At 60.0% G+C, this 16,730-nt stretch carries 17 protein-coding genes and 1 tRNA gene; 8 read left to right on the top strand and 10 right to left on the bottom strand.

All coding sequences use genetic code 11. From position 1 onward, the window contains the following. Positions 1 to 8: 8 nt before the first annotated feature. A complete protein-coding gene (gene tsaA, locus Q0K07_RS03880; protein ID WP_294556690.1) occupies positions 9 to 686 on the bottom strand; it encodes a tRNA (N6-threonylcarbamoyladenosine(37)-N6)-methyltransferase TrmO in 678 nt (225 codons plus the stop codon). A 156-nt stretch (positions 687 to 842) separates the two neighbouring features. Here tsaA and Q0K07_RS03875 point away from each other — a divergent pair, with 156 nt between their 5' ends. Both Q0K07_RS03875 and uraA read left to right on the top strand, forming a co-directional pair. Then, complete coding sequence (locus Q0K07_RS03875; protein WP_294556688.1) at positions 843 to 1,490, top strand: flavodoxin family protein; 648 nt, start codon at positions 843 to 845, stop codon at positions 1,488 to 1,490. Between the two features lie 261 nt (positions 1,491 to 1,751). Beyond that, positions 1,752 to 3,002 carry a uracil permease gene (gene uraA / locus Q0K07_RS03870; RefSeq protein WP_294556686.1) on the top strand — a complete coding sequence of 417 codons (1,251 nt, stop codon included), beginning with the start codon at positions 1,752 to 1,754 and terminating at the stop codon, positions 3,000 to 3,002. A 194-nt stretch (positions 3,003 to 3,196) separates the two neighbouring features. Here uraA and phoU read toward each other — a convergent pair whose 3' ends face one another. The 4 genes from phoU to Q0K07_RS03850 form a co-directional block, all read right to left on the bottom strand. Beyond that, positions 3,197 to 3,877 (bottom strand): phosphate signaling complex protein PhoU, encoded by a 681-nt coding sequence (gene phoU, locus Q0K07_RS03865; protein ID WP_294556684.1) that lies wholly within the window; start codon positions 3,875 to 3,877, stop codon positions 3,197 to 3,199. Between the two features lie 450 nt (positions 3,878 to 4,327). Beyond that, a complete protein-coding gene (gene pstB, locus Q0K07_RS03860) occupies positions 4,328 to 5,086 on the bottom strand; it encodes a phosphate ABC transporter ATP-binding protein PstB (RefSeq protein ID WP_294556681.1) in 759 nt (252 codons plus the stop codon). A 35-nt stretch (positions 5,087 to 5,121) separates the two neighbouring features. Continuing rightward, on the bottom strand, positions 5,122 to 6,897 hold the full coding sequence (locus Q0K07_RS03855; protein WP_294556678.1) for an ATP-binding protein: 1,776 nt from the start codon (positions 6,895 to 6,897) through the stop codon (positions 5,122 to 5,124). A gap of 2 nt (positions 6,898 to 6,899) precedes the next feature. Beyond that, positions 6,900 to 7,589 (bottom strand): response regulator transcription factor, encoded by a 690-nt coding sequence (locus tag Q0K07_RS03850; RefSeq protein WP_294556675.1) that lies wholly within the window; start codon positions 7,587 to 7,589, stop codon positions 6,900 to 6,902. Between the two features lie 204 nt (positions 7,590 to 7,793). Here Q0K07_RS03850 and Q0K07_RS03845 point away from each other — a divergent pair, with 204 nt between their 5' ends. The 5 genes from Q0K07_RS03845 to Q0K07_RS03825 all read left to right on the top strand — a co-directional run bounded on the left by Q0K07_RS03845 (position 7,794) and on the right by Q0K07_RS03825 (position 11,750). Next, the gene (locus Q0K07_RS03845; protein ID WP_294556672.1) at positions 7,794 to 8,612 is read left to right on the top strand and encodes a phosphate ABC transporter substrate-binding protein; all 819 of its coding nucleotides are present in this window, start codon (positions 7,794 to 7,796) and stop codon (positions 8,610 to 8,612) included. 175 nt (positions 8,613 to 8,787) lie between these two features. Then, positions 8,788 to 9,666: a phosphate ABC transporter permease subunit PstC gene (gene pstC, locus Q0K07_RS03840; protein ID WP_294556669.1), complete on the top strand. Its 879-nt coding sequence runs from the start codon at positions 8,788 to 8,790 to the stop codon at positions 9,664 to 9,666. Positions 9,667 to 9,773: 107 nt separating this feature from the next. After that, a complete protein-coding gene (pstA, locus tag Q0K07_RS03835) occupies positions 9,774 to 10,646 on the top strand; it encodes a phosphate ABC transporter permease PstA (protein ID WP_294556666.1) in 873 nt (290 codons plus the stop codon). A 184-nt stretch (positions 10,647 to 10,830) separates the two neighbouring features. Beyond that, positions 10,831 to 11,271: a MarR family transcriptional regulator gene (locus Q0K07_RS03830; protein WP_294556664.1), complete on the top strand. Its 441-nt coding sequence runs from the start codon at positions 10,831 to 10,833 to the stop codon at positions 11,269 to 11,271. A 98-nt stretch (positions 11,272 to 11,369) separates the two neighbouring features. Next, the gene (locus Q0K07_RS03825) at positions 11,370 to 11,750 is read left to right on the top strand and encodes a cupin domain-containing protein (RefSeq protein ID WP_294556661.1); all 381 of its coding nucleotides are present in this window, start codon (positions 11,370 to 11,372) and stop codon (positions 11,748 to 11,750) included. A 395-nt stretch (positions 11,751 to 12,145) separates the two neighbouring features. On the opposite strand, the gene Q0K07_RS03820 is transcribed toward Q0K07_RS03825, so the two are convergent. The 5 genes from Q0K07_RS03820 to Q0K07_RS03800 form a co-directional block, all read right to left on the bottom strand. Beyond that, a tRNA-Pro gene (locus tag Q0K07_RS03820) sits at positions 12,146 to 12,222 on the bottom strand. Between the two features lie 172 nt (positions 12,223 to 12,394). Continuing rightward, the gene (gene hydF / locus Q0K07_RS03815) at positions 12,395 to 13,603 is read right to left on the bottom strand and encodes a [FeFe] hydrogenase H-cluster maturation GTPase HydF (RefSeq protein WP_294556658.1); all 1,209 of its coding nucleotides are present in this window, start codon (positions 13,601 to 13,603) and stop codon (positions 12,395 to 12,397) included. Next, positions 13,596 to 14,870, bottom strand: a complete 1,275-nt coding sequence (gene hydE, locus Q0K07_RS03810) for a [FeFe] hydrogenase H-cluster radical SAM maturase HydE (RefSeq protein ID WP_294556655.1) — start codon at positions 14,868 to 14,870, stop codon at positions 13,596 to 13,598. The genes hydF and hydE overlap by 8 nt, the downstream gene beginning before the upstream one ends. Before the next feature lie 3 nt (positions 14,871 to 14,873). Further along, complete coding sequence (locus tag Q0K07_RS03805) at positions 14,874 to 15,122, bottom strand: TM1266 family iron-only hydrogenase system putative regulator (RefSeq protein WP_294556652.1); 249 nt, start codon at positions 15,120 to 15,122, stop codon at positions 14,874 to 14,876. Between the two features lie 270 nt (positions 15,123 to 15,392). Then, positions 15,393 to 15,914 carry a nitroreductase gene (locus Q0K07_RS03800; protein WP_294556650.1) on the bottom strand — a complete coding sequence of 174 codons (522 nt, stop codon included), beginning with the start codon at positions 15,912 to 15,914 and terminating at the stop codon, positions 15,393 to 15,395. A 305-nt stretch (positions 15,915 to 16,219) separates the two neighbouring features. On the opposite strand from Q0K07_RS03800, the gene Q0K07_RS03795 reads away from it, so the two are divergent. Beyond that, positions 16,220 to 16,705: a CvpA family protein gene (locus tag Q0K07_RS03795; protein WP_294556647.1), complete on the top strand. Its 486-nt coding sequence runs from the start codon at positions 16,220 to 16,222 to the stop codon at positions 16,703 to 16,705. The last annotated feature ends 25 nt before the right edge of the window (positions 16,706 to 16,730 follow it).

Genomic DNA, 16,730 nt, shown 5'->3' with positions numbered 1-16,730 from the left:
CCCCGGGGTCAGGCCTCAAGCGTTACCACGTCCACCACTTCCGCCACGCCGTCCTGCACGCGGAAGCGTATGTCGTACCCGGCAAAAGGCATGCCGTACACCCTGCCCGGATCACGATGATAATGAGGACGCGGGTCGCGCGACAGAATCCCCACAACGGCGGCCTGCTGCTTTTCACTGAACAACGCACGCCACGTTTCGGGAAACACCACCTGCAGCGTGACATCGGCAAGCGTCGTGGTAAAGCCGCCCGTGGCCTCGGGGTGACAGTCGGCATAGGGCACATAGGGCTTGATGTCGAAAATGGGCGTGCCGTCCATGAGATCTATGCCGGAAACATGAAGCTCCGGCCCTTCTTCCCCGTGCAGAAGCACCTTTTCCAGGCGCACGCAGGAAAGCCCCATGCTGTTCGGACGGAAGGGCGAACGTGTGGCGAACACCCCGAGCCTGACATTGCCGCCGAGGCGCGGCGGACGTACCGTAGGCGACCACTGCTCGCACCGGGCGCGGGAAAACTCCCAGATGAGCCAGATATGGGAAAAATCCTCCAGGCCGCGCAGAGCCTCGGGGTCTCTGAACTTCGGCATGAACACAATGCGCCCTTTGAGTTCTTTCACAAGGCCGCTCTGGCGGGGCACGCCGAATTTCGACGGCAGATCGGTATGTATGCAGGCAATGACTTCCATGCCCGAACCATACCGGAAGCTTCCGCCGCAGGCAAGGCGCCTCCGCCGGGAAGGGATGATTTGAACTTGCAAGAGAACATGTTCCGCTTTAGTTTTATGAGAATGCTTTCAGAAAGGCATGCTGTCCTTTCCCTCCACCCCTACAGGAGAGCTTCCATGATACTTGCGTTCAACGGCAGCCCCAGAGCCCACGGCAACACCGCAACCATGCTGCAGGCCGCTCTGGACGGCGCAACTTCCGCAGGAGCGAAAACACGCCTTGTTCAGCTTTACCCCTTGAAGGCAAAAGGATGCGTCAGCTGCTTTTCCTGCAAGCTCAAGACAGGAAGGCACGGATACTGCGCCCTGAAGGACGAGCTTTCCCCCATTCTGGAAATGATGGAAGAGGCCGACGGGCTGATTTTCGGCTCCCCCATTTACTACAACAACATCACGCCCGAACTTCTTGCCCTGGAACACCGCTTTCTGTTCAGTCACATGCTCTACAACAAGGAAAACCGCTGGGTGTTCCCCCGCAGGATACCCTCCGCCTTCATCTACACCTTCGGCATGACGGCGGAACATACGGATTCCATCATCGGCCAGTTTTCCGCCGTGCACAACCGCATGGGCGAGATGCTGGGCGTGAAGAGCGAAATCTGCTGCAGCGCCAACGCGTGGCAGTTCAGCGACTACAGCCTTTACGAGGCCGACCGCTACGATCCTGCGGAAAAAAAGAAATACCATGACGAAGTTTTTCCCGAGGACTGCCGGAAGGCCTATGAAATGGGCCGCAGGCTCGCCCTCATGAAGGAACAGGCCTGAAGGCATGCCGCCTCATGATCTGAAGCGGCCTGCGCGGGGGCTTTCCCTTCTGGTTTCCCCCGGCTCCGCTGAAGATCTGCCTGAAAACGCCGCAACATTTCCCGGAAACAGTCGGAATGTTCCGGGCAGTCTCCCGCCGCGGGCCCTGCGGCGGAGACCTCTGGCCGGAATTACTGCCCTGAAAAGCGCATAACTTACGGATCCGACACTTCGGAGCCCTCCGAAGCGTGCCTCCCACAACTTTCCAGCGAGGATACCATCGTGGAACATCGAGTCATCCAGGTTGAGGAGCGCCCGCCGCTCCTTCTGAACATTCCCCTGAGTCTCCAGCACCTCTTCGCCATGTTCGGCTCCACCGTGCTCGTGCCCTTCCTGTTCAAGGTGAACCCCACCACCTGCCTGTTCATGAACGGCATAGGCACCCTGCTCTACCTTTTCCTCACCAGGGGCAAGATTCCCTCCTACCTCGGTTCCAGCTTCGCCTTCATTTCGCCCGTGCTGGCCATCATGGCGGCAAGCAGCTACTCCTCCGCTCAGGCGGGCTTCATCGTGTTCGGTCTGCTCTTCATTCTGTTCTCGGTCATCATCCGGACCGTGGGCACGAAATGGATCGACGTCATCTTCCCGCCTGCGGCCATGGGTTCCATCATCGCCGTCATCGGCCTTGAACTGGCCCCCACCGCCGCCTCCATGGCCGGACTCACGGGGGAAAGCATCAACATGGACAACGTGATGGTTTCCATGTTCACGCTGGCCATCACCGTGATCGGTTCCGTGGCCTTCCGCGGCTTCCTCGCCATCATTCCCGTTCTGTTCGGCGTCATCTGCGGCTATGTGTTCGCCTTCTTCATGGGCATGGTGGACCTCACGCCCGTGAAGGAAGCGCCCTGGTTCCAGCTGCCGCAGTTCTACGCCCCCACCTTCGACCTCAACGCCATTCTCATCATCGCTCCGGCGGCGCTGGTGGTGCTTGCCGAACATATCGGGCACCTTCTTGTGACCGGCAACGTCGTGGGCCGCGACCTCATCAAGGACCCGGGACTTTCCCGCTCCCTGTTTGCCGACGGCTGCTCCAACGTGCTCTCCGGCTTCTTCGGCGCGACCCCCAACACCACCTACGGAGAAAACATCGGCGTCATGGCCATTACCCGCGTCTACAGCGTATGGGTGCTCGGCGGCGCGGCGCTCATGGCCATTCTGCTTTCCTTTGTGGGCAAGCTTGCCGAACTCATCCGCGGCATCCCCGTTCCGGTCATGGGCGGCGTCTGCCTGCTGCTGTTCGGCGTCATCGCCGCTTCGGGCCTGCGCGTGCTGGTGGAACGCAAGGTGGATTACAGCAAGTCTTCCAACCTCGTCATGACCTCCGTCATCATGATCATCGGCCTGAGCGGAGCGAAGCTCACCTTCGGTTCCATCACCATTCAGGGCATGGTGCTTGCCACCATCATCGCCATCATCATGAGCCTGGCCTTCAAGCTCTTCGACAAGTTCAACCTGCTGCGCAAGGACTAGCCGCCCCTGCCGACATCCCGGCACGGAGACGGGCGCATCCGTATTCTGCCGGGCTTTCATGAACCGTGCACCGGCCTGAAGAGGGCGTTCCTTCCGAAAACAACCGGTATGCCTGCGGGCCCCCGGACCACAACAAAGCCTCCCGGCATGAGGGATACCCCATGCCGGGAGGCTTTGTTCACGGCTTTCTGTATCTACGCTTCCATGCCGGAAAGCTTCACGCGGTGCTTCACGGTAATGCCGTCACACATGAAGCACAGATGTTCCACGATATTTTCCGAACGGCGGCAGATGCGGTCCACGGAACGTACCACGAGAATGAGCGGCACGGCGGCGGAAGGATCGACCACGGAAGCGCGCACATCCACCATGAGTTTTTCATACATGGCAAGAAGAAGCTGCACGCTTTCCTCCGAATGCTGGAACACCTTCATGCCCAGGGGCACGTCTTCCCTGCGGAAGGCTTCCAGCGCCGTGTCCAGCATATCAAAGGCCAGCTGAAGATAACGGGCAAGATCCTGCTCCAGCTCATGGGAAAACGCTTCCGGGAGCCTGGGAATCTGGCGGCCTATGGTCACGGATTCGTCGGCAATGCGCTCAAGGTCGAGCACCATGCGGACGACGGTGAGAATGAAGCGCAGATCCCTGGCCACGGGCTGGGTCCTCGCTATGACGCTGGTGCACTTTTCGTCCAGCTCAAGTTCCATCTCGTCGATGGCGTCATCGCCTTGCACCACCTCTTCGGCGGCTGCGGCATCGCGGAGCAAAAGGGCGGTGCGGGCCTTGCTGTAGGCCATCTGCACAAGACTGCCCATGGTGAGCAGTTCCGTTCTCAGCCCGCGAAGCACGGGAGATGCGTACATCTGATCCTTCATGATCCTACCTCTTGCAGGCCGCAGCCGTCCCGCACGCAGAAGGTTCCGCGTTCATGACATGCCGTGCGGCCCGATGTGTTGTGGACAGAATGTTCCCCTGAAGCCGGAAGCGAGATATGCCCAGCGCACATGCCTGAAGGCGTATCCTGCGCAAGGCTCTCCCGGTCTCAGAGGATGTTTCCAGTCAGTGCCGGAGAGAAAGACTCCTCCGCTCACTCTCAAATGCCGCCCCGTTTCCGTGCGGCGGGCATACAGGGGCTTCTGCAGAGTGCGCCGCCCTGAAAGAGACACCCGGGAAGATTCCCCTGCGCCCGGAAGCCTGCCGGAGGCTTCATCCCTCCGGATCAGGCGGAACACGCAGCACAGCTGCCGGAGAAGGCACCGCTCTGCAGGCAGGCCGCCTTTCCAGACACCGGGCATTCCCGCGAACCTCTGACGCGGAACGAATGCCTAGCCGAAGCGCCCCGTGATGTAGTCTTCCGTCTGCTTCAGGCGGGGACGGGTGAACATCATGTCGGTTTCCCCGGATTCTATGAGATCGCCCATGTAGAAGAAGGCCGTATAATCCGAAACACGGGCCGCCTGCTGCATGTTGTGCGTGACGATGATGACGGTCAGCTGTTCCTTGAGCTGGCCTATGCCTTCCTCTATCTGCTGCGTGGCAATGGGGTCCAGCGCGGAGGTGGGCTCGTCCATGAGCAGGATTTCCGGTTCCACCGCCAGGGCGCGGGCGATGCAGAGCCTCTGCTGCTGGCCGCCGGAAAGCGCCAGGGCGGAATCGGAAAGACGATCCTTCACCTCGCTCCACAGGGCCGCCCTTTTCAGGCTCTCCTCCACCTTTGCGGCGATGACGGATTCCGACTTCTCGCCGTTCACGCGCAGGCCGTAGGCCACATTTTCAAAAATGCTCTTGGGGAAGGAAGTGGGGCGCTGGAACACCATGCCCACCCTGCGGCGCAGGGAAACCACATCGCATTCACGGGTGTTGATGTCCGTTCCGTCCAGCAGAATGGCCCCTTCGGCCCTGCTGCCGGCGACAAGATCGTTCATGCGGTTCAGGCAGCGCAGATAGGTGCTCTTGCCGCAGCCGGAAGGGCCGATGAGCGCCGTTACCTTTTTTTCGGGAAAACGGAGACTGATATTCTTCAGCGCCTGCTTCGCTCCGTAGAAGAAGTTCAGCGACACCGTCTCCATCTTGACATGCTGCATGGGGAGAAACTCCTTGAAAAAGACTAATGGATGGTTCAGGCAAGGGGAATGGTGAAGCGCATGATGCAGCCGGGACCGTCTTCGACGCCGATGCACCCGCCGTGCCTTTCCACGACATGCTTGCAGATGGCGAGACCAAGGCCGGTGGAAACCTGCCCGCCTCTGTGCTTTTCCACCCGGTAAAAGCGTTCAAAAACCCTCACGCGAAGTTCCGGAGGTATGCCCGGCCCGCTGTCGGCCACACGGAATACGGCCATGCCCGATTCCCTGTCGGGTTCTGCGGAAACGATGATGCGGGAACCTTCGGGGGCGTAACGGCAGGCGTTTTCCAGCAGATTGCGGACCACTCGCGTCAGATATTCCGCATCGGCATTGACGGAGAAATCGCCTTCCTTGAGTTCTTCCTGAAATTCCAATTTCTTGGCTTCCGCCGAGGTTCTGCACAGATCCATGCCGCCATGAATGATGGTGGAGGCGGAAATAGGCTTGGTATCCATGGGAATGGAACCGTTTTCTATGCTGGAAAGCTGCAGCAGATCCTTGACCATGGTGGCCATGTACTGGGAATTGCGGTCGATGACCTCCAGGAAATGGAGCGCCCGCTGTTCCGTGACATAGCGCTTCAGGCTTTCGGCATAGCCCATGATGGCGGTGAGCGGCGTGCGCAGTTCGTGGGAGACATTGGCCACAAAATCCCTGCGCATATCCATGAGTACGGACATTTCCGTAATGTCGTGGAACACGGCCACGGCCATGAGAAGCTTGCTTTCCCCCACGATGGGGCAGATGAGCACCTGCAGCTTGCGGCCGGACATATTGTCCATTTCAAACTGCACGGGCTTTTCCGGCACCTCATGCTTGAGGGATTCTATGCCCTTCTGCAGTTCGGGGGAGGGAATGACCTCCACAGGCTGCAGGCCTTCGGCGTGCGCGGCGCGGGGGAACAGGCGTACCAGCGTGGCGTTGACGCTCCGTACGCAGCCTTCATGATCCACCACAAGAACGCCCTCGGCGATACTGTTGAGCACGGCGTCGAGCTGAGCCTTCTGGGCAAGAATATGATTTACCTGCACTTCCATGCGCTGTGCCATGGAATTGACCGCCGCCGCCAGGGGCGCGAACTCGTCGCCGGGAAGCGCACGCAGGCTGATGCGGCCGCTGCGGCTGCCCGGAGTGGCCAGATTTTCCACCGAAGTGATCATGAGCTGGAGGGAACGCCGGAAGCGCATGGACATGAATGCCGCAAAGCCCACGGCAAAGACGAGAGCCGCCACGGCACCCGCCATCAGGGCCCGGCTCCGGTCCGAGGCATGGTTTTCCACAAGGGAAAGCGGAGCCGCCACACGGATGACATTGATGGCCGTGCCCGGTATGGAGACGCGCCTTGCGGCGTAGACGAAGGGCGTGTCGAGGCTGGCACTCAGCCTTACGCTGGAACCTTCGCCCCTGGCAAAGGCAAGCGCCACTTCCTCATGATAGCGGTGATTTTCCAGTTCCGCGACGTTTTTTGCAAAAGAGTCGTACAGAACGACGCCCTCGGCATCAATGAGCGTCACGCGGTGTTCCCCGCCGGAATAAAACGTCTTCAGCATTTCCGGCAGAATGCTTTTCGGAGAGCCGCCCGCCTTCTTCACTTCGTCCAGAATGCAGGTCTGAACAAAGGAGACTTCGCGGAACGCCTCCTCCCGCGTGAGGTCAATGCTTTCCTCCTTGATGCTGTGCAGAAAATACCCGCAGGGCACCAGCACGGAAAACAGAATGACGACACAGAAACAGAAAAATATCTTAATGGAAAACGTGGTGTTCTTCATGGCTATTCCTTATAGCGATAGCCCATGCCGCGTACCGTTTCCAGGTACTGGGCGGCGTCTCCCAGCTTGCGGCGCAAGCGGGCGATGTGCACGTCGACCGTGCGTTCATACCCTTCGAACTGATACCCCCACACGGAGGAAAGCAGTTCCTCTCTCGTACGGATGCGGCCGGCATTGAGGAAGAAATCCTCAAAAATGCGGTACTCCAGCGCGGTAAGTTCCAGCGTCCGGCCGTCGATGGACACGCGGCGGCCCTGTTGATCCAGACTGACGCCGTGCCTGCTGACGATCTTCTTGCCGGTATCCATGCTGCGGCGGCGCAGAATGGCCTTGACGCGCAGCATCAGTTCACGGATGTTAAAAGGTTTGACCACATAATCGTCGGCCCCGTACTCGAAACCGATGATGCGGTCCATCTCTTCCCCTCTCGCCGTCAGCCTGAGAATGGGGCAGGGCATGCTTTCCGCCGCGTGTCTGTTGAGTTCGCGGCACACGGAAAGACCGTCCCGGCCGGGCAGCATGAGATCAAGGATGATGAGGTCCGGTTTGAGCGTTTCGGCCATTTCCTGCCCGCGGAGACCGTCGGCGGCCTGCTCCACATGGTACCCTTCCTCTTCCAGAGAAAAAGCCACCAGCTCACGGATATCGTCGTCGTCTTCCACTACCAGTATGACAGGCTGTTTGGTATCCACAATATTTCCCCTTTCGGTTTCTGATCTGTGTAGCTTTCCTGTATGACGCCAGTGTTACGTTCCTATAAAAATATCATGAAAGGCCGGGGCGTTGAAGCGACACAAAAAGTTAATATCCGGGATATACTGCCGCAACAATACCTTTCTAGTTTCCATGCTGTCCGGCGGGATGATCCGCCGAAAAAAAAACAAGGAGTCTGATCCATGAAAATCAAAAGTATCGTCATGAGCGCCCTGCTCGCCCTCTGTGCGGCTTCTCCCGCCGCCGCGGCCGAATCCATCACCATCAACGGTTCCACCACCGTTCTGCCCATCATCCAGAAGGCCTCCGAACACTTCATGTCGAGCTACCCCGACATTTCCATCGTCCTTTCCGGCGGCGGCTCCGGCACGGGCATCAAGTCCCTGCTTGACGGCATCACCGACGTGGCCATGTCTTCCCGCGACGTCAAGTCCAGCGAAGTCAAGCTCGCCGCCGACAAGAAGATGGAGCTCATCCGCACCGTCATCGGCGTGGACGCCCTGGTGCCCATCGTCAACACCAAGAACCCCGTCAAGGATCTTTCCATCGAACAGCTCCGCAACATCTTTGCCGGAAAGATCACCAACTGGAAGGAAGTGGGCGGCAACGACGCCGTCATCGTGGTCGTCAACCGCGACAACTCCTCCGGCACCTATGAATGCTGGAAGGAACTCGTGATGAAGGATACCAGGGTCATGCCCAAGGCCCTCACCCAGGCCAGCAACGGCGGCGTCGCCCAGAACGTGGCCACCAATCCCAACGCCATCGGTTATATCGGTATGGGTTATCTGAACGACAACGTCAAGGGCCTGACCATCGGCGGCATCGTGGCCAATGCGGAAACCGCCCTTGCCAAGAAGTGGCCCCTCTCCCGCGAACTGTACCTCTTCACCAACGGCAAGCCTGCCGGCAACACCGCCAAGTTCATGGACTTCATGCTTGATCCCAAGCTTGGCCAGCAGGATGTCCTGAAGGCGGGCTATATCCCGCTCGGAAAGTAACATCCTCCTTTCGGCGCGGCGATCAGGCGGGCAAAAGCGCCCCGCCGCGTACGGAGGTTGTCACGAGATCGGGCTCCCCAGAAGCTCCGCCGGAGGCTGAAAGTCCGGCGGACGCTTCCTGGAAGCCGACAACACGGGGGATTTCCCCCTTTTTTCGTATTCCACGGATAACGGCATGAACACTCGCAAGGAACGACTCATTCAATGGCTGCTGGCCGGCATATCGACGCTTTCCATTCTTTCCATGGCGGGCATCGTTCTCTTCCTGCTGCTGGACGGCCTCCCCTTCTTCAAGGATTATCCCCTCTTCGACTTCCTGTTCGGCCTGGGCTGGTACCCCACCGACGAGCCCATGGAATTCGGCATTCTGCCTCTGATCGCCGGTTCCTTCACCGTTATGGCGCTGGCCACCGTGATCGCGGTTCCCCTCGGCGTGGCCACGGCCATCTATCTTGCAGAAGTGGCCAAGCCCGGCATGAGGCGCATCGTGAAGCCTTTCGTGGAGCTGCTCGCCGCCCTGCCCTCCGTGGTCATCGGCTTTTTCGGCATGGTGGTCGTGGCACCTTTTCTGCAGAACTTCTTCGGAGCCTCCTCGGGCCTCAACCTGCTCAACGCGGGCCTCATGCTGGCCTTCATGAGCGTGCCCATCATCTGCTCCGTGGCGGAAGACGCCATCTACTCCGTTCCCCGCGAACTGCGCGAAGCCTCGCTCTCCCTGGGCGCCACCAAGTGGGAAACGCTCACCCGCGTGGTGCTTCCCGCGGCAAGTTCCGGCATCGGCACGGCCGTCATGCTGGGCATGTCGCGTTCCATCGGTGAAACCATGGTCGTGCTCATGGTGGCCGGCGGTGCGGCCGTCATCCCCACATCGCTCTTCGATTCCGTACGCCCCATTCCCGCATCCATTGCGGCGGAAATGGCGGAGGCCCCCTTCCACAGCGAACACTATTTCGCCCTGTTCGCCACCGGCATCGTGCTCATCATCTTCACGCTCATCTTCAACGCCACCGCCTTCCGCATCGCGGAAAAGCGCAACTCCGGCATAGGCTGCTGATGTCCACGCTGCTTTCCCGACGTACGGCAACCATACGGCCTTTCGCAGAACAAGCCCCGGCCGCCCATCCGGCCGCAGGGCCTGCTTCATTCCTTTCAGGAGATTCCATGAACAGCGCTACACGCAACAAATACCGCCTGCGCTTCCAGCATCTGATGTTCGGCCTGCTCCACGCCTCGGCCGCCATCAATGTTCTGGCGCTTTCCGGCGTATGCCTCTACCTCGCCATCCACGGGCTTTCCTCCCTTTCCTGGGAATTTCTCACCGCCTATCCCAAAAACATGATGACGGAAGGCGGCATCATGCCCTGCATCGTGGGAACCTTCCTGCTGGCCTTCGGTTCCATGATCCTCGTCTTTCCCATAGGCGTGGCCACGGCCGTGTATCTGCATGAGTACAGCAGGCACTCGCGCCTCACCTATTACATACGCTTCGGCATCAACAACCTGGCCGGCGTGCCTTCCATCGTCTTCGGCCTGTTCGGACTTTCCTTCTTCGTCACCTTCCTGGGGCTGGGCGTCAGCCTGCTTTCCGGCATACTCACCCTGTCCATTCTCACCCTGCCCATCATCATCAATACCGCCGAAGAATCCCTGCGCCGGGTGCCCGATTCCTGGCGCGAGGCCTCCTTCGCCATGGGCGCCACCAAGGTGCAGACCATACTGCGAGTGGTCATCCCCGCCGCCTTCCCCGGCATGCTCACCGGCTGCATCCTGGGACTCGCCCGAGCCGCAGGCGAAACCGGGGCCATCATGTTCACGGCCGCCGTCTACTTCACCCCGCACATGCCCGATTCCATCCTGAGCCCCGTCATGTCGCTGCCGTATCACATGTACATCCTCGCCACCTCCGGCACCGACATCGAAAAAACGCTGCCTCTGCAGTACGGCACGGCGCTCATGCTCATCTTCCTCGTGGTGGGCATGAACCTTCTGGCCATCATCCTGCGCGACAGGCTGCAGAACCGGAACAAGCAGTAAGAATCCGGCGGAATGTCTGAAAAAACGTCTTTCCCGGCTCTTCTTCAGCAGCTGCTCCCTGCCGGAAGACGTTCACAACACGGCGACTGCCCCTCCTCGCAGCACGCCGCTCCGATCACGGCCGGAACCACGCGCCGTGATCTTTTTCTTGACAAAAATTCGATATCAAACTAAATACCGGTGCATGAAGCACCTTGCCATTTTCAATTACGCCAGCCGACTGCGTGAAATCGGCAATACGTTCATTCTTGCCGAGCTGGAAAAAGCCGGCCTGCGCGACATCGCGCCCAGTCACGGCGACGTGCTGGGGCAGCTTCTCACCTGCGATTCCCGCAACATGAGCGAACTTGCCCTGCACGCCCACCGTACCAAGTCGACCATCACGGCTCTGGTGACCAAACTGGAAAAAAACGGTTATGTGGAGCGCATCCCCGACCCCGACGACTCGCGGGGGGTCAAGGTGCGCCTCACGGAAAAAGGTCGCGCCCTGAAGCCCGCCTTCGACGCCATTTCCGACGGGCTGCAGGCCATGATCTCCGAACGGCTCAGTGAAGACGAGGCCCGGAACCTGGAATCGCTCCTGGCCATGTGCGTGGAGCACAAGGCGCCGCCGAAAACGCGCTGAGCTTTCCTTACAGCAACCCCTGCGCCTGCCGGAATGTCCGCATGCGCAGATATTGCACCCATTAGTTCGATAACGAACTAAAAAACAAGGAGTACCTTATGTCGAACTACACCCTTTCCCACATGGATCTTTCCGCTCCCCGCAGCGAACTGCACGACCTGCTCAAGCTCACCGGAGCGGAAATTTCCTGCAACAACCTGCCCGCCGGGGTATCCGTCCCCTTTGTGCATTCCCACACCCTGAATGAGGAAATCTACATCGTGCTGGAAGGCGCGGGCATGCTGTACATCGACGGCGAGGAACTGCCGCTGAAGGCAGGCGACTGCTTCCGCATCGCTCCCGAAGGGGAACGCTGCGTCTGCGCCGGAAAAGACAGCCCCATCCGCTTTCTCTGCATACAGGTCCGGACCGACAGTCTGGAAGGCTTCACCATGGGTGACGGCGTGATTTCGGAAAAGAAACCTTCCTGGCTGTCATAGTCTCTTCCACGGAACAGCGTTTCCGCGCAGAGCGCGGGAAGAGGCAGAAGTCATTCCGCCTCTCCGGAGCCCGGGCATGCCGCACCATACGGCGGCAGAACGCCAGGCACGGAACACAGACAAGGCGCACGATCACGGGAAAAGCCTTCCCGCGGCCGTGCGCCTTGTCTGTCTGCAAAAAATACTCATCCCGCAGGGCCGCATCGGGCATCCGTCAGGGCCATGGGGCTTTTCTCCCGTACCGGTATCTGCTGCTTCATGCCGTTCACGGCAACAGATACCGGAACCTTCGCCGGGATGCAGGTTCATGGACATCACGGCAGGACATGAGACAGAGGATAAAAATAAAGCCTCATAAGGCGTTATTCCTTATGAGGCTTTATGCTTTCATAAAATGGTCGGGATGGCAGGATTTGAACCAGCGACCCCAGCGTCCCGAACGCTGTACTCTACCAAACTGAGCCACATCCCGACAACGAAAGGCACTATAGCCGGACGCTTCCTAAAAGGCAAGCGTTTTCTGCCCTCTTTTTTGGGAAAAGATGCAACTTCCCCCGGAAAAAGAAAAGGATCCCTCACAAAAGGCGCCTGTCGGCCTTCCGGCCCGGCGGGACAAGACTTCCGGCCGCGCCCTGCGCGCAGAATCAGGCGTGTTCCACCTTGTCGAGAATACCGGTAAGTTTGGCCAGCGCCACGCCGTAATTGCACATGGGCACGCCCTGCTCCCGGGCCTTTTTAATGCGCGACATCATATAGGTACGGTTGAACATGCACGCCCCGCAGTGGATGATGAGATCGTACGGGGTGAGGTCGGCGGGAAAATCCGTGCCGCTCACCATGGTGATGTCCAGACTTTCACCGAAGCGGGCACGCAGGCGACGGGGAATTTTCACCCTGCCGATATCCTCGGCAAGGGGCGTATGGGTGCAGGCCTCGGCAATGAGCACACGCGAATGCGGCGTCAGGCGGTCGATGGCTTCCGCCCCTCTGATGAATTCCTCGATATCGCCCTTCCACCCCGCCATGAGAATGGAAAACGAGGTCAGTCTGCTTTCTTCCGGCTTGAGCTTCCAGACTTCTCCGAACACCTGGGAATCGGTGATGATGAGCCGGGGCGGACGGGACAGCGCTTCCAGAGTCTGCGCTATCTTGTCGGCCGTGCAGCTTGCAATGATGCACTTCTTGTCCAAGAGTTCGCGCGTCACCTGCACCTGGGGAAGGATGAGTCTGCCCTGCGGGGCCTGTATGTCCTGCGGCATGACCAGCATGACGAGATCCCCCTCACCGCACAGCTTTCCGGTGATTTCCATCCTGCCCCAGTCCGCGGGAACCATGCGCAGCATGGCCTCGCGCAGGCGGTCCAGATGCAGGCCCTGAGATGCGCTCACCACCACGGGCTCACGCCCGAGTTCCCGGACGATGAAGGCGGAACGCTCCTGAAGCTGCGCCTCATCCAGCGTATCGCTTTTGTTGAGCACGATGAGGAACGGCTTTTTTCCGGCCTTGAAGGCCTCCACCCAGTCCTTTTCCCGGGAAAGCTCTCCCTCGCCGGTGACCACAAGCAGCGCGATATCCGTTTTTTCCAGGGCAAGGCGCGTTTTTTCCACGCGCAGTTCCCCCATGGGGCCGACATCGTCGAAACCGGCGGTATCAATGAGCACGCAGGGGCCGAGTCCGTGAATTTCCATGGACTTGTACACGGGGTCGGTGGTGGTTCCGGCGTTTTCGGAAACAATGGCCGTCTCATGCCCGGTCATGGCGTTGATGAGGGAAGACTTGCCCGCGTTGCGCCTGCCGTAGATGCCTATGTGCAGGCGGCCGGAACGCGGGGTATCGTTGATGGTATCAGCCATGAAAAACATCTCCTTCTGAAGCGGGAAACTCCGTCTGCGCCGCGTCTGCACAAGGGGCGCCTTCCTCCTGGCAGGGCGTTTCCCCGCCCCGGCAGAAATCTCCCCTGTCGACCACTATCTCGTACCCTGTGGCGCGGATGCGTTCCCTGAGTTCCGCCACATTGTCGGCGCATTCCGCGCCCTCGGAAAGCTTGTTGTCGTACAGGCGGTAACGGGCGCGGGCCTCCCTGGGGGAAAGGTTGGGCATGAGCACGTTGGCCCCGGCCAGAATGCCGCGTTCCCGCCCGTCGCCCGCCGCCGTGCCCAGCGCCGTGGTGGCAGGAAGAAGAGAGAACGGCAGAAGCAGGCGGATCATGGCCACCATGACCAGCGTCCGTTCCACACTGCCTGCGGGAAAATGAGCGAAGGGCGTATCGGCATGGGGAATGAAGGGGCCTATGCCCACCATTTCCGGCTGCAGACGGCATAAAAAGCGCACATCCTTTTCAAGGCAGTCCGTCGTCTGCCAGGGGGACCCCACCATGAAGCCCGCCCCCGTCTGATAGCCGCAGGCCTTGAGCGCTTCAAGGCAGGCCATGCGGTTCTTCCATGTCTGCCTTGCGGGGTGCAGTTTGGCATAGTGCACGGGATCGGCGGTTTCGTGCCGCAGAAGGAAGCGGTCGGCCCCGGCGCGGCGGAGCAGTCGGTACGATTCAAGCGGCCTTTCCCCCACGGAGAGCGTCACCGCACAGTCGGGCCAGGAAGCCTTGATGCTCCCCACGATGCCTGCAAGGCGCTCATCGGTGAACCAGATATCTTCCCCGCCCTGCAGCACGAAGGTGCGGAAGCCGAGTTCATACCCGTGTGCGCAGCACGCCAGAATCTCCGCAGGCGAAAGGCGGTAGCGCTGCGCCCCGGCATTGGCCGCGCGTATGCCGCAGTAGCGGCAGTTCTGCCGACAGATGTTGGAAATTTCAATAAGGCCGCGCACATAAATTCTGTTGCCGAAGTGTTCGAGCGCTTTTTTCCGAGCGCGCTCAAAAAGCGCAGCGCGTATTGCCGCCGCGTCCTCTTCGGGCAGAGGCTCCCCGGGCACATAGGATGCCTGAGAAGGCGCAAGCCCGGCTTCGGCCAGATATCCGGCCTCCATGTCCGGGGCCTCTTCAGGCACCGGGCCGGAAAAAGCCTCCGGTGCACAGGCATCGATGAAGGAGGAAATCGCCCCTTCTTCGGGCAGGCGGCCCTCGCTCAGCATGTCGAGCATGTCAAGGCAATGCTGCATATCCATGGTTCACCGCCTGGAAATGGCGGCCTTCACCGACACGCCCTGAATTTTGCCTATCTTCCCCGTCATGCCGGAAATGGCGTCCATGCTGCCGTCCACGGCAAGCGCGATGATGGAAACACCCCGGCTGCGGTAGGGAATGCCCAGTCTGCCGACGATGATGTCGGCATAGTCGTGAAGGATGGCATTGATTTCGGCGGTAACTTTCGGGTCATCCACCACTATGCCCACCGTGCCTATGCGTGATTCGCCCATAATTCCTCCATACGTCCATCCGCAGGATTCTCCCGGCGGAAAGAGGCCTGTCCCCCGCGGCTGAAAAAGGGGGGAGTACCTGCAAAAGATTCATCCTCCCGGCGGATTGTCAACGCCCTTTTCTTTTGAAAAAGCAGCGCCGACTCTCAACGCCTGTCATGAACCCGGCAGCACCGGAAGCCCCGTCTGTGCTTTCTTCCGGCAGGAAAAACCGGCGGAACCGCGTCCCTGCCGCGTGTTCCGCCGGGAAAACCTCATGCAATACTTGAACTATACGCGGATGACGTAGTTTTCCTTGCGCGCCTTGGCCGGCGCTTCGCCCTGTTCGGCGGCATAGCCCAGCACACAGTGGCCCACGCCCGCATAATCGCCTTCAATGCCCCAGCTCTTCAGCAGGGCCTTGCCTTCTTCGCTGTCGAAGACTTCGCGGGCGCGGTGAATCCAGCAGGAAGCAACGCCCACGGCATGGGCGGCAAGCATGAGGGTGCCCATGACCAGGGAACCGTCCTCCAGATAGGTGGGACGCGACCTGTCGGCCAGCACGACCACCACCGTGGGAGCGCCGTAGAAAGGATCGCCCGCGGTGCCGAGGACGGCGGCATTCATTCTGGACAGTCTGGCGATGGTTTCCTTGTCCTGCACCACCACCATGACGGGAGACTGCGCGCCGCGGCCCGTGGGGGCCCAGGTGCCGGCTTCGAGAATGGCCTGCAGATCCTCCTCGCTTACCTGACGGGGCTGGAACTTGCGGCAGCTGCGACGTGTCCTGATATCCTGCAAGGTTTCTTTCATGGCATGTTCTCCTTATGGTGATAATGATTGCTTTACGAAAAGACGCCGGTCTTCTCCGCCCGGCAGAAGACAGATTCGCCCCTTTTCGCCCTTTATGCAAGTATGCGGAAAAACGCTTCTGTCTGAACGCTGTGTCTGTGCGGCAGGCAGGCGGCGCCCGCGCCTTTCTTCCGAGACCATCCTCTGCGGACGGGACGTTTTCCCCTCTTTTTCCCGCCCGCAGAGCAGGCCCGCTTTTTCTTGACACTCCCGCCTGTTCCTCTACAATACCGCCACATCTTCCCTTGCGGAACCATTGAGGTCCTATGTTTCAAATCAACCTGCTCGATACCGCCCTTCTGATCATCCTGCTCTTTTTCAGCGTCAAAGGTCTGATCCGGGGGCTTGTCCAGGAAGTGGCCGGGCTGCTCGGCGTGGCTGCAGGCATTGTGCTGGCACGGACGTTCAGCGCCCAGTTCGCACCCGTGCTTTCCCAGTACGGCGTTTCCCCCGGCTTTGCGCCCATGCTTTCCATGGCCCTCCTCTTTCTGGCGGGCATTCTTGCGGTGGGGCTTGTGGCCCATGCCCTGCACCGCATGCTGGAATCCGCCTTCGCAGGCGGCATCGACCGCATGCTCGGCCTTCTGGCCGGTCTGGCCAAGGGGCTTCTTTTCGCGGGAGTCATCGGCTATATCGCCGTGCGCCTGCTGCCCGACGTGCAGGTGGTGAGAGAATCGCAGATTCTTCCCCCGCTCATGCGCTTCATCCAGAGCCTTGCCGGCTCCCTCGATCTGCACCTTCCCCCCATGTAATCACGAGCGCACCGCGCTCCTTATG

The organism is uncultured Mailhella sp., assembly GCF_944324615.1.
Lineage (GTDB): Bacteria > Desulfobacterota > Desulfovibrionia > Desulfovibrionales > Desulfovibrionaceae > Mailhella.
This window is presented reverse-complemented; position numbering and strand designations above follow the sequence as displayed.

What these genes read in the sequence shown, in the direction of transcription:
- tsaA (WP_294556690.1), bottom strand. Translation starts at nt 686, where the DNA reads ATGGAAGTCATTGCCTGCATACATACCGATCTGCCGTCGAAATTCGGC.
- Q0K07_RS03875 (WP_294556688.1), top strand. Translation starts at nt 843, where the DNA reads ATGATACTTGCGTTCAACGGCAGCCCCAGAGCCCACGGCAACACCGCA.
- phoU (WP_294556684.1), bottom strand. Translation starts at nt 3,877, where the DNA reads ATGAAGGATCAGATGTACGCATCTCCCGTGCTTCGCGGGCTGAGAACG.
- pstB (WP_294556681.1), bottom strand. Translation starts at nt 5,086, where the DNA reads ATGCAGCATGTCAAGATGGAGACGGTGTCGCTGAACTTCTTCTACGGA.
- Q0K07_RS03855 (WP_294556678.1), bottom strand. Translation starts at nt 6,897, where the DNA reads ATGAAGAACACCACGTTTTCCATTAAGATATTTTTCTGTTTCTGTGTC.
- Q0K07_RS03845 (WP_294556672.1), top strand. Translation starts at nt 7,794, where the DNA reads ATGAAAATCAAAAGTATCGTCATGAGCGCCCTGCTCGCCCTCTGTGCG.
- pstC (WP_294556669.1), top strand. Translation starts at nt 8,788, where the DNA reads ATGAACACTCGCAAGGAACGACTCATTCAATGGCTGCTGGCCGGCATA.
- pstA (WP_294556666.1), top strand. Translation starts at nt 9,774, where the DNA reads ATGAACAGCGCTACACGCAACAAATACCGCCTGCGCTTCCAGCATCTG.
- Q0K07_RS03830 (WP_294556664.1), top strand. Translation starts at nt 10,831, where the DNA reads ATGAAGCACCTTGCCATTTTCAATTACGCCAGCCGACTGCGTGAAATC.
- Q0K07_RS03825 (WP_294556661.1), top strand. Translation starts at nt 11,370, where the DNA reads ATGTCGAACTACACCCTTTCCCACATGGATCTTTCCGCTCCCCGCAGC.
- hydF (WP_294556658.1), bottom strand. Translation starts at nt 13,603, where the DNA reads ATGGCTGATACCATCAACGATACCCCGCGTTCCGGCCGCCTGCACATA.
- hydE (WP_294556655.1), bottom strand. Translation starts at nt 14,870, where the DNA reads ATGGATATGCAGCATTGCCTTGACATGCTCGACATGCTGAGCGAGGGC.
- Q0K07_RS03805 (WP_294556652.1), bottom strand. Translation starts at nt 15,122, where the DNA reads ATGGGCGAATCACGCATAGGCACGGTGGGCATAGTGGTGGATGACCCG.
- Q0K07_RS03800 (WP_294556650.1), bottom strand. Translation starts at nt 15,914, where the DNA reads ATGAAAGAAACCTTGCAGGATATCAGGACACGTCGCAGCTGCCGCAAG.
- Q0K07_RS03795 (WP_294556647.1), top strand. Translation starts at nt 16,220, where the DNA reads ATGTTTCAAATCAACCTGCTCGATACCGCCCTTCTGATCATCCTGCTC.